The organism is Bacillus sp. EB106-07-01-XG149 (assembly GCF_058791555.1).
Window position 1 is genome coordinate 210,857 of sequence record NZ_JBYTDP010000003.1, and the last position, 16,081, is coordinate 226,937.

Here is a 16,081-nt window from a genome sequence, read left to right on the forward strand (position 1 = left end):
AGTAGCAAACTAACGTTCGTTATGTAAGTGAAAGGTGGGGTTACATGTCACTTCGATTTGTGATTGGTAGAGCGGGAAGTGGAAAAAGTACACTTTGTTTACACGAAGTGCAGGAAGAGTTAAAGCAACGCCCAAGAGGGAAGACAATATTATATCTTGTGCCAGAACAGATGACATTCCAAACGCAGCAGGCGTTAATCGGGAGTGAGGATGTAAGAGGTTCTATTCGGGCACAAGTTTTTAGTTTTTCACGATTAGCGTGGAAGGTGCTGCAAGAAGTCGGCGGAGCGAGTCGTCTTCACATTGATGAAGCGGGCGTACATATGTTGCTTCGTAAAATTGTTGAGTCTCGTAAAGAGGGATTATCGGTGTTCCAAAAAGCAGCGGAGCAAAACGGTTTCTTTGAACATCTTGGTAGTATGATTGCGGAGTTTAAACGTTACAATGTGACGCCATCTAACGTATATGAAATGTGGCAACAATTAGACGCACATAGTAGCAGTGCAGAACAAAAGCTATTAGCGAATAAAGTGTATGATTTACAACTATTATATGATGATTTTGAACGTGCTTTAATCGGAAAATATTTGGATTCAGAAGACTACCTACAATTGTTAGTCGAAAAGCTTCCACAGTCTGAATATGTAAATGGGGCTGAAATTTATATAGATGGATTTCATTCGTTCTCACCGCAAGAACTAGAAATTTTAAGACAGCTTATGATTTGCGGCGCGAGAGTTACGATCACGTTAACGATAGATGAAAAAACGTTAGCGCAGCCAGTAAATGAACTAGATTTATTTTATGAAACGACGTTAACGTATGAAAAAATAAAGCAAGTGGCGCGTGAAGAGAAGATAGAAATTGAAAAAACAATTCCACTTATGGAACAACCGCGCTTTCATTCGCAAGCATTAGCGCATTTAGAAACTCATTACGAAGCACGTCCAAATGAAAAGTTTCACGGAGAAGCAAGTGTAACGATTAGTACAGCAGCGAATTTACGAGCTGAAGTAGAAGGTGTTGCGCGTGAAATTCGTAGACTTGTGGCGGATGAAGACTATCGTTACCGAGATATTGCAGTCCTTCTTCGTAACGGAGAAAGTTATTACGATGTGATGCGAACGCTATTTACAGATTATAATATCCCGCACTTCATCGATGAAAAACGCCCGATGTCACATCATCCGCTAGTAGAATGCATTCGTTCTGCACTCGAGATTATTAGCGGAAATTGGCGTTATGATGCAGTGTTCCGCTGCGTGAAAACAGAGCTTTTATATCCACTAGACGTAAGAAAAGAAACGATGCGCGAAGAGATGGATGAGTTTGAAAACTACTGTTTAGCGTACGGTGTACAAGGGAAGAGATGGACTTCTGAGGATCCGTGGATGTATCGCCGCTATCGTTCTCTTGACGATACGGACGAGATGATTACAGACAGTGAACGTGAAATGGAAGAGAGAATAAATCGACTGCGCGACGTTGTAAGAACGCCTGTTATTCGTATGCAAAAAAGACTGAAGCGAGCGGGAACAGTTATGCAAATGTGCGAAGCTGTTTATTTATTTTTAGAAGAGCTAGACGTTCCAAAAAAACTAGAAGCATTACGTATTCGTGCAGAAGAGAGCGGAGATTTCTTATTTGCGACAGATCATGAGCAAGTATGGGAAGAAGTAATGAGTCTTCTTGATACATTCGTTGAGATGCTTGGCGAAGAGAAAATGTCACTTTCTATGTTCACAGATGTTATGTCGACAGGTCTTGAGGCGCTTCAATTTGCAAACATTCCGCCGTCATTAGACCAAGTGTTAATTGCTAATATTGATCGTTCAAGATTATCAAATGTGAAAGCAACATTTGTCATTGGCGTGAATGAAGGAGTTATTCCAGCAGCACCGATGGATGAAGGGATGCTTTCTGATGAAGAAAGAGATGTTCTTAGCGTTGCAGGTATCGAATTAGCACCAACGACGAGACAAACCTTATTAGAAGAACAGTTCGTTATGTATCAAATGGTAACGAGAGCAACTGAGAAATTATATATTTCATGCCCGCTTGCAGATGAAGAAGGGAAGACGTTACTTGCGTCTAGCTTTATTAAGAAAGTAAAAAGAATGTTCCCTGATGTGAAAGATACATTTATTACAAATGACGTAAATGATTTATCACGTTCGGAACAAATTTCATATGTAGCAACGCCAGAAGTAACGTTGTCATATGTTATGCAGCAACTTCAAACGTGGAAGCGATATGGATTTGAAGGGAATTTAGATTTTTGGTGGGATGTATATAACTTCTACGTAACTTCAGATGAATGGAAACAAAAAAGTAGCCGCGTATTATCAAGTTTATTCTACCGAAATCGTGCGCAAAAGCTAAGTACAGTTGTAAGTAGAGATTTATACGGAGATAAAATAAAAGGAAGCGTATCTCGTATGGAACTATTTAACCGTTGCGCATATGCTCATTTCGCGCAGCACGGTTTATCCTTAAGAGAGCGTGATATTTTCAAACTGGATGCGCCAGATATCGGGGAACTATTCCATGCAGCGCTGAAGAGAATTGCGGACAGGCTATTACGTGAAAACCGTACTTGGGCGGATTTATCAATAAAAGAGTGTGAGCATCTTTCGGCTGTAGTAATAGAAGAGATTGCACCGTTATTACAAAGACAAATTTTATTAAGTTCAAATCGTCATTTCTATTTAAAACAAAAACTACAACAAATCATTTTCCGTACATCAATCATTCTTCGTGAACATGCGAAGTCAAGCGGTTTCGTACCAGTTGATTTAGAAGTGCCATTCGGTATGGGCGGTACAGGATCGCTTCCGCCGATGGAATTCTCATTACCAAATGGTGTAAAGATGGAAGTAGTTGGTCGTATTGACCGTGTTGATAAGGCGGAAGATGAAAACGGAACGTTCCTACGTATTATTGACTATAAATCAAGCTCAAAAGCGTTAGATTTAACGGAAGTGTATTACGGATTAGCACTTCAAATGTTAACGTATTTAGATGTTGTTACTTCAAATGCACATACGTGGATGAAAAAAGGCGGCACGGCATCACCGGCTGGTGTACTGTACTTCCATATTCATAACCCGATCGTTGAGATGAAAGGTGACGCATCTGAAGCAGAAATTGAGAAAGAGATTTTAAAGAAATTTAAAATGAAAGGTCTCGTACTAGGAGACGCTGATGTTGTGCGTTTAATGGATAACAAACTTTCAACAGGAAGTTCTGATATTATTTCTGCTGGTTTGAAAAAAGACGGTAGCTTTAGTGCGCGTTCAAGCATTGCAAGTGAACAAGAGTTTAACGTACTGCAAAAATACGTACACCATACGTTTGAAAATATCGGAAAAGACATTACAGAAGGCGTTATTGATATTGCTCCTTATAAGAAGGGGAATAAAGCGGCGTGTACGTTCTGTAACTTCAAATCTGTTTGTCAGTTCGATGAATCACTTGAAGATAACCAGTTCCGTACGCTAAAAGATATGAAAGATAGCGAAGCGATGGAGAAAATTAGAGAGGAGGTTGGCGGAGAATGATTGAAAATTGGCCTAAAAAACCAGAAGGTAGTCAGTGGACGGATGACCAGTGGAAAGCGGTTGTAGCGAACGGACGTGATATATTAGTCGCAGCAGCAGCTGGATCAGGGAAAACAGCAGTATTAGTTGAACGTATTATTAAAAAGATTATAAATGAAGAAAACCCAGTCGATGTCGACCGCCTGCTCGTTGTAACATTTACGAATGCAGCGGCGCAAGAGATGAAAAACAGAATTGGGGAAGCACTAGAAAAAGTATTAATTGATGAGCCAGGATCGCAGCACGTAAGAAAGCAGCTTAGCTTATTAAATAAAGCTTCTATTTCGACGATCCATTCCTTTTGTTTACAAGTAATTAGAGGATACTATTACATGCTTGATGTGGATCCTCGTTTCCGCATTGCGAATCAAACGGAAAATGAACTGTTAAAAGAAGAAGTATTAGATGACATATTAGAAGAAGAGTACGGAATTGAAGATAATAGTATTTTCTTTGAACTCGTTGATCGTTATACGAGTGACCGTAGTGATGATGACTTACAGCGTATGATTTTAGCGCTTCATACAGAATCAAGAGCGCATCCAAATCCGGAAAAATGGCTCGATAAATTAGTAGAAGCATACGACGTGGAAGGAAAGACAATTGAAGATTTAGTGTATGCTTCTTACTTATTAGAAGATGTGAAATTCCAGCTTGAAACAGCAGAGGCACATATTCGTAAAGCGACTGAACTCGCAATGTTTCCTGACGGTCCGGCGCCCCGCGTTGAAACCCTGCAAGCAGATGCAGTTTTACTTGGAACGTTGTCATCAGCTGCTTGTGAGTCGTGGACAAGTGTGTATGAAGCGATGCAAAATGTATCGTGGCAAACGTTAAAGCGTATTAAGAAAAGTGATTACAACGAGGATGTTGTAAAACAAGTAGACTCTCTTCGTAATAAAGCGAAAGATGAAGTGAAGAAATTACAAGAAGAGTTATTTAGCCGCAGACCTGAAAGTTTCTTACGAGATTTTCAAGATATGCATCCTGTATTAGAAAAACTCGTACAGCTTGTAAAAGTATTTACAGAGCGTTTCCAAGCGATGAAGCGAGATAAAGGAATGGTCGATTTCACAGATTTAGAGCATTTCTGTTTACAAATTTTAAGTGAACAAAGTGAAAACGGTGAAATGAAGCCGTCAGCAGTAGCGCTTCAATATCGTAATAAATTTGCTGAAGTACTAGTCGATGAATATCAAGATACGAACTTTGTGCAGGAATCCATTATTAAATTCGTAACGAAAGATTCTGAGAGTGAAGGAAACTTGTTCATGGTAGGTGACGTGAAGCAGTCGATTTATCGTTTCCGACTAGCAGAACCAGGACTATTCTTAGGAAAGTATAAACGCTTTACGCAAGAAGGATTAGGCGGCGGAATGAAGATCGATTTAGCGAAAAACTTCCGTAGTCGTCATGAAGTGTTAGCAGGTACGAACTTTATTTTCAAACAAATTATGGGCGAAGAAGTCGGAGAAATCGACTACGATGCTGACGCTGAATTAAAGTTAGGTGCTAGCTATCCAGAAGGTGAAGATGTAGCGGCTGAACTACTATGTATTCAGCAAACAGAAGAAGAAGTGCAAGACGGAGAAGAAGGTGCGGAAGTAGAAAAAGCACAACTTGAAGCTCGTCTTATGGCGCAGCGTATTAAAGCGATGGTTGATTCAGGTTATGAAGTGTATGATCGTAAAACGGATAGTATGCGCCCTGTACAATACCGTGACTTCGTTATTTTACTTCGCTCTATGCCGTGGGCGCCGCAAATTATGGAAGAGTTAAAGCTGCAAGGAATTCCAGTATACGCTGATCTTGCGACTGGTTACTTTGAAGCGACAGAAGTAAATATTATGATGAACGTATTCCGCGTGATCGATAATCCGATGCAAGATATTCCGCTTGCCGCCGTACTTCGTTCACCAATCGTTGGACTAAATGATGAAGAACTTGCGACGCTTCGTGCTCACGGAAAGAAAGGTTCGTTTTATGAAGTAATGAGCTCATTCTTAAAAGGGGCACCGCTTGAAGAAGAAAAAGAATTACATGATAAATTACAGTGGTTTTATAACTTACTGCAAGGATGGCGTGAATTCGCGCGTCAACAGTCACTTTCTGATTTAATTTGGAAAGTGTACGGTGAGACAGGTTATTACGATTTTGTCGGCGGTTTACCAGCCGGAAAGCAAAGGCAAGCAAACCTGCGTGTACTTTATGACCGTGCAAGACAATATGAAGCAACATCGTTTAGAGGATTATTCCGCTTCTTACGCTTTATTGAGCGTATTTTAGAACGCGGTGATGATATGGGAACGGCGAGAGCTTTAGGTGAACAAGAAGATGTCGTTCGTATTATGACGATTCATAAAAGTAAAGGACTTGAGTTCCCAGTCGTATTTGTAGCGGGACTAGGTCGTCGTTTTAATACACAAGATTTAATGAAACGTTTCTTACTGCATAAAGACTTCGGTTTCGGTTCACAATTTATCGATCCTCGTAAACGAATTAAATATACGACATTATCGCAACTAGCAATTAAGCGTAAAATGAAAATGGAATTAATCGCGGAAGAAATGCGCGTGTTATACGTAGCGTTAACGCGTGCGAAAGAGAAGTTAATTTTAATTGGAACGGTTAAAGATGCCAATAAAGAAATGGAAAAATGGCTCGATGCAAGGGAGCATAGTGAATGGTTATTACCAGACCATATACGTGCCGGAGCGTCCTGTTATTTAGATTGGATTGCACCTTCATTATATAGACATCGTGATAGTGAAATGCTTCTTGAATTAGGGCAAGGAAGCATTCCGGGTGAAATTTATGGATATGACACGAGCTGGAAAGTAGAAGTTGTTGACGGCAAAACGTTACTTGCACCAGAACCGGTTCAAGAAGAGAAACAAGAATTACTAGAAGCACTTCGTGAGAAAAAAGCTGTTCCGTTAGAAAGTGAACGAAAAGAAGAAGTGCATAACAGATTAATGTGGAAGTACGGATATGAGGAAGCAACATCTCACCGTGCGAAACAGTCTGTGACAGAAATAAAGAGAAACTACCAATCAGAAGAAGGTAGCGATAATGCCTTTATTAAAAAACTGCGTGCACCAATTAAAACGCGTCCTCGTTTTATGGAAAAAAAAGGATTAACGTATGCTGAAAGAGGTACGGCGGTTCACGCTGTTATGCAGCATGTTGATTTGAAGCAGCCGATTACAGAAGAAGTGATTCGGGAGCAAATTGCCGGAATGGTAAATAAGGAATTATTAACATTCGAACAAGCTGAAGAAGTAGCAATTGAAAAAGTGATTTCATTCTTTGACAGTGACCTAGGTAAGAGGGTATTAGCGGCGAAAAGTGTTGAGCGTGAAGTACCATTTACGATGATGCTTGCAGCAGAAGAGGCGTATCAAGATTGGCAAGGTAAGGGTGACGAAACGATACTTGTCCAAGGGGTTATCGACTGCATGATTGAAGAGGAAGATGGTATCACTTTAATTGATTTTAAAACGGATACGATTGAAGGAAAGTTCCCAGGTGGATTCGATCAAGCAAAACCAATTTTAGAAGATCGATACAAAGTGCAGCTTTCGTTATATGCAAAGGCACTTGAAAAAAGCTTACAACATCCTGTGAAAGAGAAATGCTTATACTTCTTTGATGGCAATCATGTTGTAAAAGTTGAGGAATAGAGGGACTTGAAAATGGAAACGGAAAAAACGTTAAGAACGTGTGAAAAAGGACATGAATACTATAAAAGTAGCGATTGTCCAACTTGCCCAGCTTGTGAGAAAGAAAAGAAACCAACAACAGGGTTTCTTTCACTTCTTTCATCACCAGCACGAAATGCGTTGCAACATCATGGAATTCACACTATAGAAGAACTCTCAAAGTATAGTGAAAAAGAAATTTTAAAACTACATGGTATGGGACCAGCATCTTTGCCGAAGCTTAGAAAGGCTTTGGAGGAGAGCGGATTATCATTTAAATAAATGAAACAGTAAACAGTGTTTTTTTTGATAATCTTGAATGAGATAAAAGAAAAAAGTAGGAGAATATCTCCTACTTTTTTTACGCTGTTCCAATCTGATCTTGATCGGCCACATCAGAATCAAACGTATTTGTTGCACTAACGCCGCTAAAAGTGTTTACGACAAATCCAACATTGGAAGCTCCGGATCCATTATAAGCTTTCGTATTCTCTTTCGGAGACACGTTATAAAAATCCCCTAAATTGAACGAACCATTACTGTTTTGAACGACGAGATTTCCAACAACAGAAGGCATACTATCCACCCACTTTACTAAGCTTTTTAATTACTATATGAATTATTGTGCGGAAGGTTCATCCGTAATATATTGGCGGATTTGCATAATACGAGAGTTATTAAAAACATAATCAACATTTCCAATTTGAAAGCAACCAGAATTTAAAAGTGTTCGCAATTCAACATTGTTTACTTCAATAAAAGGGCATTCATTTACAATGTTTAATTTTACATCTGTCGTTCGTTTTGGGATTGTGATGTGTTCATCTGTAAAGATTTCAAATGCGTCTAAGCGGCCTTCGTCTTTTATATAACAAGGAATTTCCCTGTGGACGGCAAGAGCCCTACTTTTTAACTCCATTTGATTTGCATCTCCAACTTGAAATACAGCAGTAATCCCTAAAGAAATAATAGAAACATTTTGGACAACAGACACATGATGTAACATAATTTCTCAGTCTCCTTAACCTGGAGTAGGAGGGACATCTGTGACTAATGGTACAAATGGACCCTCTGTAACAGTTTCAAATGGTGTATCAAGAATAGAAGATAGTATGAGGAAATTTGCATCCCCAATTAAAAAGAGTGCGGATGATGATACACCGTTCATTTTAATCTGTCCGACTTTTAACTCGCGATTTACAACGTTAACATTCATACATACTTACTCCTTTCGGAAATTGCCCGGTATGTGTTGAATAAAAGATAGAAAGGCTTTGTCGATATCATGTTTCATTGCTTGGAGAATGATATCGCGTAAATAATCTGGATTTGTTGAAGAACCTTCGTATGATTGTGCTTGTGATAAATAATAAGGAAGCCTATGCTCCATCTGTTTTTTTATGTCATCAACCATCATTTGTCGATACATTTCATCGAGCGGCGTTCTCTCTTCTTGTTCAAAATGGAGAATTCGATTATATGCTTCTTCATCTAAGTAACGATGCATTTCTTGAAGGATACCTTGGTAAAAATCAGGGTTTGTATCTGTTTCAGGATTTACTTTTAACGTTTCTGTATCCACTTGAAAATCTTCAATTTGCTGTCCTTTTGCTGAAAACGGATTTAAACCAATATTTAAAGTGCCATTTAAATTTTCTACTTTTAATTGATCGAATTTGTATTCCACTTTTCCTACAGAAGAGGAGGGGCGATTTTTTAATTCGGTAAGCTCTTCTTGTAATAGACGCACTTGATCTTCTAGATGAAGGATGGTTGCTTGTTGTGCTTGAAGAGCTTGTTGAAGTTGGTGTAAGTAAGTATATATATCTTGATTCATTTTGTGAAACCTCCTTTTCAGTAGGGAGGGTAAAAATATTCCTGCTATATATTTATGACAAGGATGTCTTAAGAAGAACTAGTTGATGGTTTGATAGAAATAATTTGTCCTTTCGCCTGCAATGGGCGAAGGGGCTCTGTAAATCCGCCAGTATTTGAGAATTTAGATAGAGCTTTAATACTTCCTGCAGTACCAATTTGGAATACAGAAGAGGTTGTAATGCTATCAATTTTAATGCTATTAATGATGATGCTTTGGTTTACATAAAGATTCAATGCAATCGCCTCCTCTAAGTTGAACCAATTATCGCTTGATCAATTACATCTGAATCATTGACAGTCGTTGCGCTTTGATAATTGTAGACAGAAACGTTATCTCCCACATTAAAAGAGCCGGCCCCGGCGAAAGCGCGTGAATAACTAATAGGCCTAATCGCAAATACATCTCCAATATGAAAAATACCACTTGATCCAATATTGACGATACGAATATGTCCGACCATAGCTGGCATACAAAACACCTTTCGTTTTTAAAATTTTCTTTTCTACTATTGTATGGGCGTTTTCAATAAAATGTGTTTTTTTTTTTATAAAAGAAACACACACGTTATTGCGTGTGTGTATTGAGTGTTTGATTAGGGTGAAAATCCGTATGTACATGCCAAATTACATTTAAGAGCCTGTCCAGTTCTTGGCTGCAATCCACTGTTTTTTGAGAAGTCATTCCGTAGCGTTCAGCAAAATAAATCATTTTTTCACGTTTTTTTTCAATCGCTTGCTCAAACATTGAAATCGGCTCCATCTCTAAATGAAATTTTTAGTATATATGTAGTACATATTATACAAAAACCCCATAAAAAAGAAATACCTTCGCTAAAAAAAGTAAAATTTCTACATTTTATGCCAAATATAAAGGAGTGACGAATAGGATAGGAGAAGAATATTGTAAAAATTAGCGTGCATGAGAAGGTTTTTTTCTTACGGATGCGAATACAATTAAAGGGTATGAGTTTTAGGATGGAGAGTGGAAATATTGCGTTTGGTAACGGCGAAAAAAGAAGAAAAGGTATTTGTAGGTGTTGTGGATGAAGAGGAAGAAAAGGTATTGCATGTAAGAGAAGCGCAAAGACAAAAAGGGGAAAAGGTTACGATTCCGATTACAATGTTAGAGTGTATTGAAAGAGGAACCGAATGCTTTGAAAAAATATGTGATATTGTAAATTGGGCGAAGGAAAATGAAGGGGCAGCGTATTATCCGTTAACTGAGGTGAAAATATTAGCGCCAATTCCAAGGCCAAGGAAGAATATTCTTTGCGTTGGAAAAAATTATCGTGAGCATGCGATAGAAATGGGCGGAGTAGAGTCAATTCCAGAAAATATAATGATCTTTACGAAAGCGCCGACGACAGTTATTGGAATGGATGAAAAAATTAATAGTCATCCTCACGCAACGAATGAACTAGACTATGAAGGAGAACTAGCTATCATCATCGGTAAGCGAGGGAAACAAATAAAAAAAGAAAAAGCGCTTGAGCATGTTTTTGGTTACACCATTATAAATGATATAACTGCTCGCGACATTCAACGGAAGCATAAACAATTTTTTCTTGGAAAAAGTTTTGATACATTTTGTCCGATGGGACCGTATTTAATTCATAAATCAATGGTTAGTTCGCCAAATGCGTTACACATTGAAACGGTAGTAAATGGGGAAGTAAGGCAAACTTCAAATACAAATAAAATGATTTTTTCAATAGAAGAAATCATTTCAACGATAAGTAAAGGAATGACGTTAGAGCCAGGCGATATTATCGCAACAGGAACGCCGGCTGGTGTCGGAAAAGGTTTCACACCACCGAAGTTTTTGCATGCTGGTGATGAAGTGGTTATTACAGTAGAAGGAATTGGTACTTTGCGAAATGTAGTGAAATGAAAAAAGAGCTATCTTGTGAAAAGATAGCTCTTTTCTATGGTCTTGGATGATAGAGGTAATCGATAACCGAAAAAGTGTAAAGACCAACGAATGCAAGTGTACAAATACCAAATAATATAACCGTAAGTGCGCTTTTTTCTCGTCCAAAACCAATGATAGTAAGAATAACAGCAGTCCAAAATGATGCTTTCAGTAGTGTGAATGTAGTAGAAGTGGAGTAGTGGCTAAGCAATGTTACGGAAATTAGGAAGCCAAAGAATGTAACTAAAATAAAAGATGTAGCTAAATAGTTAATATGTTTACCATATCGTAATAACATATCGCACCTGCTTTCTAAAATAAAAATACAGAAAATTACAATTTTATTTTAGTATAAATCAATATAAAAAGAAAGAGGTTGTCCCAACATGTAGGACAACCTCTCTATTATTACGATAATACCGCTTTAATTTTTTGGAACGCCCACTCTAAATCTTCTTCAGAGATTACTAGAGGTGGTGCGATACGAATTACATTTTCGTGTGTTTCTTTACATAATAGACCAGCTGCTTTTAGTTGTTCACAGTAAGGACGAGCTGGCTCGTTTAATTCGATACCGATGAATAAGCCTTTACCACGAATATCAGTAATCATTGGGTTATCAATTTCTTTTAATTGCCCAACTAATTTTTCGCCTAATTGAAGAGAACGCTCTGTTAATTTTTCTTCCTCTAACACTTCAAGAGCTGCGATAGAAACAGCACATGCAAGTGGGTTACCACCGAATGTAGAACCGTGAGAACCTGGCTCGAATACGCCTAAAATGTCGCGGTTTGCTGCTACGCAAGAGATTGGGAATACGCCGCCGCCAAGTGCTTTACCAAGTATGTACATGTCAGGAGTTACATTGTCCCAATCACAAGCAAATACTTTACCAGTACGGCCTAAACCTGTTTGGATTTCATCTGCTACAAATAAAACGTTTTCTTTTTTACATACTTCAAGAGCTTCTTTTAAGAAACCAGCTGGTGGGATGTTAATTCCTGCTTCACCTTGGATTGGCTCTAAAATGAATGCAGCTGTATTTGGTGTAATTGCGGCTTTTAACGCTTCTAAATCACCGTAAGGAATTACGATAATGCCAGGAAGCATTGGACCGAATCCACGCTTGTACTCTTCGTTTGAAGACATAGAAACAGCACCCATTGTACGGCCGTGGAAGTTATCTTCGCAAACGATGATTTCAGCACGGTTTGCTTCTACTTTCTTCACATCATAAGCCCAGCGGCGAGCTGTTTTAATTGCAGTTTCAACAGCTTCTGCACCTGTATTCATTGGAAGTACCATTTCTTTATTAGTTAGTTTCGCAACTTTTTCGTACCAAGGACCTAATTGATCGCTATGGAAAGCACGAGAAGTTAACGTAACACGATTAGCTTGGTCAATTAAAGCGTTAATAATTTTTGGGTGACGATGACCTTGGTTTACTGCAGAATATGCACTTAATAAGTCCATATAGCGGTTTCCTTCAGGATCTTCTACCCAAACGCCTTCTGCTTTAGAAATAACGATTGGAAGTGGGTGATAGTTATTTGCCCCGTATGTGTCTGTAAGTTCGATAATATCCTTAGTTTGAATCATGATTGTTCCCCCTTTTGTTATTACAAGAAGTTTGTAAATACTCTAAATATTATATCATTTAAATGTAAAAAAGCGAAACATTTCCTGAAAATAAATGAACATGTTATCATATAGAGTGAAAAAGTGTGAAAAGAGGAGGTAGGGGATACGATGGTACATATGCATATTACAGCATGGGCGTTAGGTTTAATTTTATTCTTCGTTGCGTATTCACTTTATTCAGCAGGAAGAAAAGGTAAAGGTGTACATATGGGGCTTCGTCTTATGTACATTATCATTATTGTGACAGGTTTCATGTTGTACATGGGTATTATGAAGACTGCAACAAGTAACATGCACATGTGGTATGGTTTAAAAATGGTAGCTGGTATTTTAGTTATCGGTGGAATGGAAATGGTTCTTGTAAAAATGAGCAAGAACAAAGCAACAGGGGCAGTTTGGGGACTATTTATTGTTGCACTAGTAGCAGTATTTTACCTTGGACTGAAATTACCGATTGGCTGGCAAGTATTCTAATAAAAAATAAAACCACCTTATAATCTCAAAGACTTGGGAGATAAGGTGGTTTTTTATTTCATCCCGTAAACACCCGATTGGTGAAGGCTAATAATCAGTGGGGGATACCCCACTGATTAAAGTTTCACTTTATGTTGCATCGATATGCAACTCTTCTCCGTTTACTTTCGTAAAACGAAACATGTTTTTATTTGACGTAGCGTGACGGACGAAATGGTGCTGTAGTGTACAAATCATTTCTTCGTTATCAAACAAAAGAATATTTACTCCTTCGCATGCTTCCTCTTTCGGTAAGAAAGATAAATAATTATGACAATACATGCAATCATATAAAGAGTAGTGAAGGGATTGCAATGATTCGGTTAATAACGTAAAGACAGAGTCAGGTAATTCCTCAAGCCATTCCGTATAGCTAAGAAGTAATTTCTTTCGAATTCGTATCATTTCTCCGTTTTGCAAATGGTGCTGTTCGTTGGCGATTTGTAATACATCTTGTTCATAGAAACGAGCTGGTAGCCAGTTGTTGTGATACAAAATTTCAAAGCCATCTTCGGCAATATCTTCTAATAAAAATGCTTCATCATTTTCATCATCAAAGAATACCCATTCATTGTTTATATATTCTACATTACCGACTGTATGAGCGCGTGGCTGGTTATATAAAATATGGTTACGTTGTATCATATATGATTTCTCCTTAATAAAAAAGTAGTTATTTCTGTTATAGACAGTTCGGGCATTCTTTATAACTAGACACATCTAGACATAGGTGGGCATACAATAACACACGTTTTACTGAGTGAAAATGCTATTCCATATGTGGATAGTAGGTTATCGTTAAGTTTTTCATTTTTTTGATCCGCACCTCTAAGGTGGGGATTACTGCTCGTTTAGGAAAAGAAATAAGATGGAAGGATGATTCGTATGTGCGGGATTACAGGATGGGTGGATTATAAACGCTCATTAGAAGGAGAACGGGACGTCGTTACGAAGATGGCTGAGACGTTAGCGAAACGTGGCCCAGATGATAATAAAGTTTGGATTAAAGGCAATGTCGCATTTGGGCATAAACGGTTAATCGTTGTTGATCCTGAGGGTGGTAAACAACCGATGACTTGTTTAAAAGACGAAACGAATTATGCAATTTGCTATAACGGTGAACTGTATAATACAGAAGATATTCGAAAGGAATTATTAAGAAGAGGATATACGTTCAAAGGTCATTCGGATACGGAGGTGCTATTAGCGTCGTATATTGAATGGAAAGAAGAATGTGTCGATCATTTAAACGGTATATATGCGTTTGCCGTATGGGATGAACAGAAAGAACAAGTATTTATTGCACGAGATCGACTAGGTGTAAAACCGCTATTTTATAAATATGATAGTGGGCGATTACTATTTGGTTCAGAGTTAAAAGCGATATTAGCGCATCCAGATGTGAAGGCGGAAGTAACGTTAGAAGGATTATCCGAAATATTCGGTCTTGGGCCGTCTAGAACACCTGGTCATGGCATTTATGCTGGTATAAAAGAATTACGTCCAGGGCATGCGATGACATTTTCAAAGAACGGTTTATGTATATGGAGATATTGGAATGTGGAAAGCAAAAAACATGAAGATTCTTTTGAAGAAACAGTAGAGAAAACACGCTTTTTATTACAAGATGCGATTACAAGGCAGCTCGTTTCTGATGTACCACTATGTACTTTTCTATCAGGAGGTGTAGATTCGAGTGCGATTACAGCAATTGCTGCGAAAGAATATGCAAGGTCAGGAAAAGGGCAATTACACACATACTCTGTTGATTATGAAGATAATGACAAATACTTTAAAGCGAATGCGTTTCAGCCGAATTCAGATGCGCCATTTATTCATTTGATGACTGAGACGTTTCAAACAAACCATCATCGCTGCGTCATTTCAAATGAACAATTAGCACAGTATTTAACAGAAGCAGTACTCGTTCGTGATTTGCCTGGTATGGCAGATATCGATTCGTCATTATTATGGTTTTGCCGCGAAATTAAACAAGATTTTGTCGTCGGTTTATCTGGGGAATGTGCAGACGAAATATTTGGTGGTTATCCGTGGTTTTATAGAGAAGATGATTTACAATCGAGTGCGTTTCCGTGGATGCGCTCTACAGAAGCGCGTGAACAACTGCTAAAGAAAGAATGGAGAAATAAATTAAACTTACAACAATATGTACAGCAGCGTTATGAAGAATCCATTCAAGAAGTTCCTATTTTAGAGGGAGAAAGCCCAATTGAAGCAAAGAGACGACAACTATTTTACTTGAATATGGTATGGTTTATGACAACATTATTAGACAGAAAAGACCGTATGAGTATGGGGGCAAGCTTAGAAGTACGTGTTCCATTTGCGGATCACCGACTTGTCGAATATGCGTGGAATATTCCTTGGGAAATGAAAATGTATAAAAACCGCGAAAAAGGTCTATTGCGTAAAGCGTTAGAAGGGTTACTTCCAAATGACATCCTATATAGAAAGAAGAGCCCATATCCGAAAACGCATAATCCGCACTATACGAAAGCAGTAACAGTATGGCTACAAGATTTATTAACGGATAAAGGCTCAATTTTGCACGAACTATTTGATAAAGAACAGCTGAGCGGATTAATTGAGTCAGGCGGTAGTGCATTTCAATCGCCTTGGTTCGGTCAATTAATGACTGGGCCGCAACTTTTAGCTCACTTAGCGCAAATTCACGTTTGGTTTAAAGAATATGGGGTAAATATTAAAGAATAGAAGAAAAGCGACTTACTTTTATGTAAGTCGCTTTTTATTAAAGAAATTGTCAAATAAAATTCAAAATTATATTAGAAATAATACTTATTTAGAATAATTATTTT

Annotated in this window: 16 protein-coding genes; 6 read left to right on the forward strand and 10 right to left on the reverse strand. The window is 38.2% G+C overall.

Features of this window, described 5'->3' with window-relative positions; genetic code table 11:
• Positions 1-44: 44 nt before the first annotated feature.
• Genes addB through AC3WTA_RS13365 form a run of 3 tightly spaced genes read left to right on the forward strand, consistent with a single transcriptional unit; the run spans position 45 to position 7,582 of the window.
• The gene (gene addB / locus AC3WTA_RS13355) at positions 45-3,560 is read left to right on the forward strand and encodes a helicase-exonuclease AddAB subunit AddB (RefSeq protein ID WP_000058581.1); all 3,516 of its coding nucleotides are present in this window, start codon (positions 45-47) and stop codon (positions 3,558-3,560) included.
• Entirely contained in the window at positions 3,557-7,282 is a 3,726-nt protein-coding gene (gene addA, locus AC3WTA_RS13360) for a helicase-exonuclease AddAB subunit AddA (RefSeq protein ID WP_000572284.1), read from the forward strand. Before addB ends, addA begins: the two co-directional genes overlap by 4 nt.
• 12 nt (positions 7,283-7,294) lie before the next feature.
• Positions 7,295-7,582: an RNA polymerase alpha subunit C-terminal domain-containing protein gene (locus AC3WTA_RS13365; protein WP_000447115.1), complete on the forward strand. Its 288-nt coding sequence runs from the start codon at positions 7,295-7,297 to the stop codon at positions 7,580-7,582.
• A gap of 79 nt (positions 7,583-7,661) precedes the next feature.
• Here the strand turns inward: AC3WTA_RS13365 and gerPF are convergent, their stop codons facing one another.
• The 7 genes from gerPF to AC3WTA_RS13400 form a co-directional block, all read right to left on the reverse strand.
• Complete coding sequence (gene gerPF / locus AC3WTA_RS13370) at positions 7,662-7,877, reverse strand: spore germination protein GerPF (RefSeq protein WP_001141570.1); 216 nt, start codon at positions 7,875-7,877, stop codon at positions 7,662-7,664.
• A 42-nt stretch (positions 7,878-7,919) separates the two neighbouring features.
• Positions 7,920-8,306, reverse strand: coding sequence for a spore germination protein GerPE (locus AC3WTA_RS13375; RefSeq protein ID WP_000902339.1), 387 nt, complete (start codon positions 8,304-8,306; stop codon positions 7,920-7,922).
• Positions 8,307-8,321: 15 nt separating this feature from the next.
• Entirely contained in the window at positions 8,322-8,516 is a 195-nt protein-coding gene (gene gerPD, locus AC3WTA_RS13380) for a spore germination protein GerPD (RefSeq protein ID WP_001102341.1), read from the reverse strand.
• Between the two features lie 6 nt (positions 8,517-8,522).
• Positions 8,523-9,137, reverse strand: a complete 615-nt coding sequence (gene gerPC, locus AC3WTA_RS13385) for a spore germination protein GerPC (protein WP_001070745.1) — start codon at positions 9,135-9,137, stop codon at positions 8,523-8,525.
• A gap of 68 nt (positions 9,138-9,205) precedes the next feature.
• Positions 9,206-9,412: a spore germination protein GerPB gene (gene gerPB, locus AC3WTA_RS13390; protein WP_001055456.1), complete on the reverse strand. Its 207-nt coding sequence runs from the start codon at positions 9,410-9,412 to the stop codon at positions 9,206-9,208.
• Positions 9,413-9,426: 14 nt separating this feature from the next.
• Positions 9,427-9,648 (reverse strand): spore germination protein GerPA, encoded by a 222-nt coding sequence (gene gerPA, locus AC3WTA_RS13395; protein WP_001111187.1) that lies wholly within the window; start codon positions 9,646-9,648, stop codon positions 9,427-9,429.
• A gap of 95 nt (positions 9,649-9,743) precedes the next feature.
• On the reverse strand, positions 9,744-9,923 hold the full coding sequence (locus AC3WTA_RS13400; RefSeq protein WP_000462847.1) for an aspartyl-phosphate phosphatase Spo0E family protein: 180 nt from the start codon (positions 9,921-9,923) through the stop codon (positions 9,744-9,746).
• Positions 9,924-10,169: 246 nt separating this feature from the next.
• Between AC3WTA_RS13400 and AC3WTA_RS13405 the strand changes: the two genes are divergently transcribed.
• Positions 10,170-11,069: a fumarylacetoacetate hydrolase family protein gene (locus AC3WTA_RS13405; protein ID WP_001241733.1), complete on the forward strand. Its 900-nt coding sequence runs from the start codon at positions 10,170-10,172 to the stop codon at positions 11,067-11,069.
• Between the two features lie 34 nt (positions 11,070-11,103).
• Here the strand turns inward: AC3WTA_RS13405 and AC3WTA_RS13410 are convergent, their stop codons facing one another.
• Both AC3WTA_RS13410 and rocD read right to left on the reverse strand, forming a co-directional pair.
• On the reverse strand, positions 11,104-11,388 hold the full coding sequence (locus AC3WTA_RS13410; RefSeq protein WP_000926860.1) for a hypothetical protein: 285 nt from the start codon (positions 11,386-11,388) through the stop codon (positions 11,104-11,106).
• A 110-nt stretch (positions 11,389-11,498) separates the two neighbouring features.
• Positions 11,499-12,689 carry an ornithine aminotransferase gene (gene rocD / locus AC3WTA_RS13415; RefSeq protein ID WP_000616651.1) on the reverse strand — a complete coding sequence of 397 codons (1,191 nt, stop codon included), beginning with the start codon at positions 12,687-12,689 and terminating at the stop codon, positions 11,499-11,501.
• A gap of 150 nt (positions 12,690-12,839) precedes the next feature.
• Between rocD and AC3WTA_RS13420 the strand changes: the two genes are divergently transcribed.
• A complete protein-coding gene (locus AC3WTA_RS13420) occupies positions 12,840-13,205 on the forward strand; it encodes a YisL family protein (RefSeq protein WP_000233492.1) in 366 nt (121 codons plus the stop codon).
• 129 nt (positions 13,206-13,334) lie between these two features.
• On the opposite strand, the gene AC3WTA_RS13425 is transcribed toward AC3WTA_RS13420, so the two are convergent.
• A complete protein-coding gene (locus tag AC3WTA_RS13425; protein ID WP_000616065.1) occupies positions 13,335-13,889 on the reverse strand; it encodes a DUF2777 domain-containing protein in 555 nt (184 codons plus the stop codon).
• Between the two features lie 240 nt (positions 13,890-14,129).
• On the opposite strand from AC3WTA_RS13425, the gene asnB reads away from it, so the two are divergent.
• The gene (asnB, locus tag AC3WTA_RS13430; protein WP_000333990.1) at positions 14,130-15,977 is read left to right on the forward strand and encodes an asparagine synthase (glutamine-hydrolyzing); all 1,848 of its coding nucleotides are present in this window, start codon (positions 14,130-14,132) and stop codon (positions 15,975-15,977) included.
• Positions 15,978-16,081: the final 104 nt, after the last annotated feature.

What these genes read in the sequence shown, in the direction of transcription:
- addB (WP_000058581.1), top strand. Translation starts at nt 45, where the DNA reads ATGTCACTTCGATTTGTGATTGGTAGAGCGGGAAGTGGAAAAAGTACA.
- addA (WP_000572284.1), top strand. Translation starts at nt 3,557, where the DNA reads ATGATTGAAAATTGGCCTAAAAAACCAGAAGGTAGTCAGTGGACGGAT.
- AC3WTA_RS13365 (WP_000447115.1), top strand. Translation starts at nt 7,295, where the DNA reads ATGGAAACGGAAAAAACGTTAAGAACGTGTGAAAAAGGACATGAATAC.
- gerPF (WP_001141570.1), bottom strand. Translation starts at nt 7,877, where the DNA reads ATGCCTTCTGTTGTTGGAAATCTCGTCGTTCAAAACAGTAATGGTTCG.
- AC3WTA_RS13375 (WP_000902339.1), bottom strand. Translation starts at nt 8,306, where the DNA reads ATGTTACATCATGTGTCTGTTGTCCAAAATGTTTCTATTATTTCTTTA.
- gerPD (WP_001102341.1), bottom strand. Translation starts at nt 8,516, where the DNA reads ATGAATGTTAACGTTGTAAATCGCGAGTTAAAAGTCGGACAGATTAAA.
- gerPC (WP_001070745.1), bottom strand. Translation starts at nt 9,137, where the DNA reads ATGAATCAAGATATATATACTTACTTACACCAACTTCAACAAGCTCTT.
- gerPA (WP_001111187.1), bottom strand. Translation starts at nt 9,648, where the DNA reads ATGCCAGCTATGGTCGGACATATTCGTATCGTCAATATTGGATCAAGT.
- AC3WTA_RS13400 (WP_000462847.1), bottom strand. Translation starts at nt 9,923, where the DNA reads ATGTTTGAGCAAGCGATTGAAAAAAAACGTGAAAAAATGATTTATTTT.
- AC3WTA_RS13410 (WP_000926860.1), bottom strand. Translation starts at nt 11,388, where the DNA reads ATGTTATTACGATATGGTAAACATATTAACTATTTAGCTACATCTTTT.
- rocD (WP_000616651.1), bottom strand. Translation starts at nt 12,689, where the DNA reads ATGATTCAAACTAAGGATATTATCGAACTTACAGACACATACGGGGCA.
- AC3WTA_RS13420 (WP_000233492.1), top strand. Translation starts at nt 12,840, where the DNA reads ATGGTACATATGCATATTACAGCATGGGCGTTAGGTTTAATTTTATTC.
- AC3WTA_RS13425 (WP_000616065.1), bottom strand. Translation starts at nt 13,889, where the DNA reads ATGATACAACGTAACCATATTTTATATAACCAGCCACGCGCTCATACA.
- asnB (WP_000333990.1), top strand. Translation starts at nt 14,130, where the DNA reads ATGTGCGGGATTACAGGATGGGTGGATTATAAACGCTCATTAGAAGGA.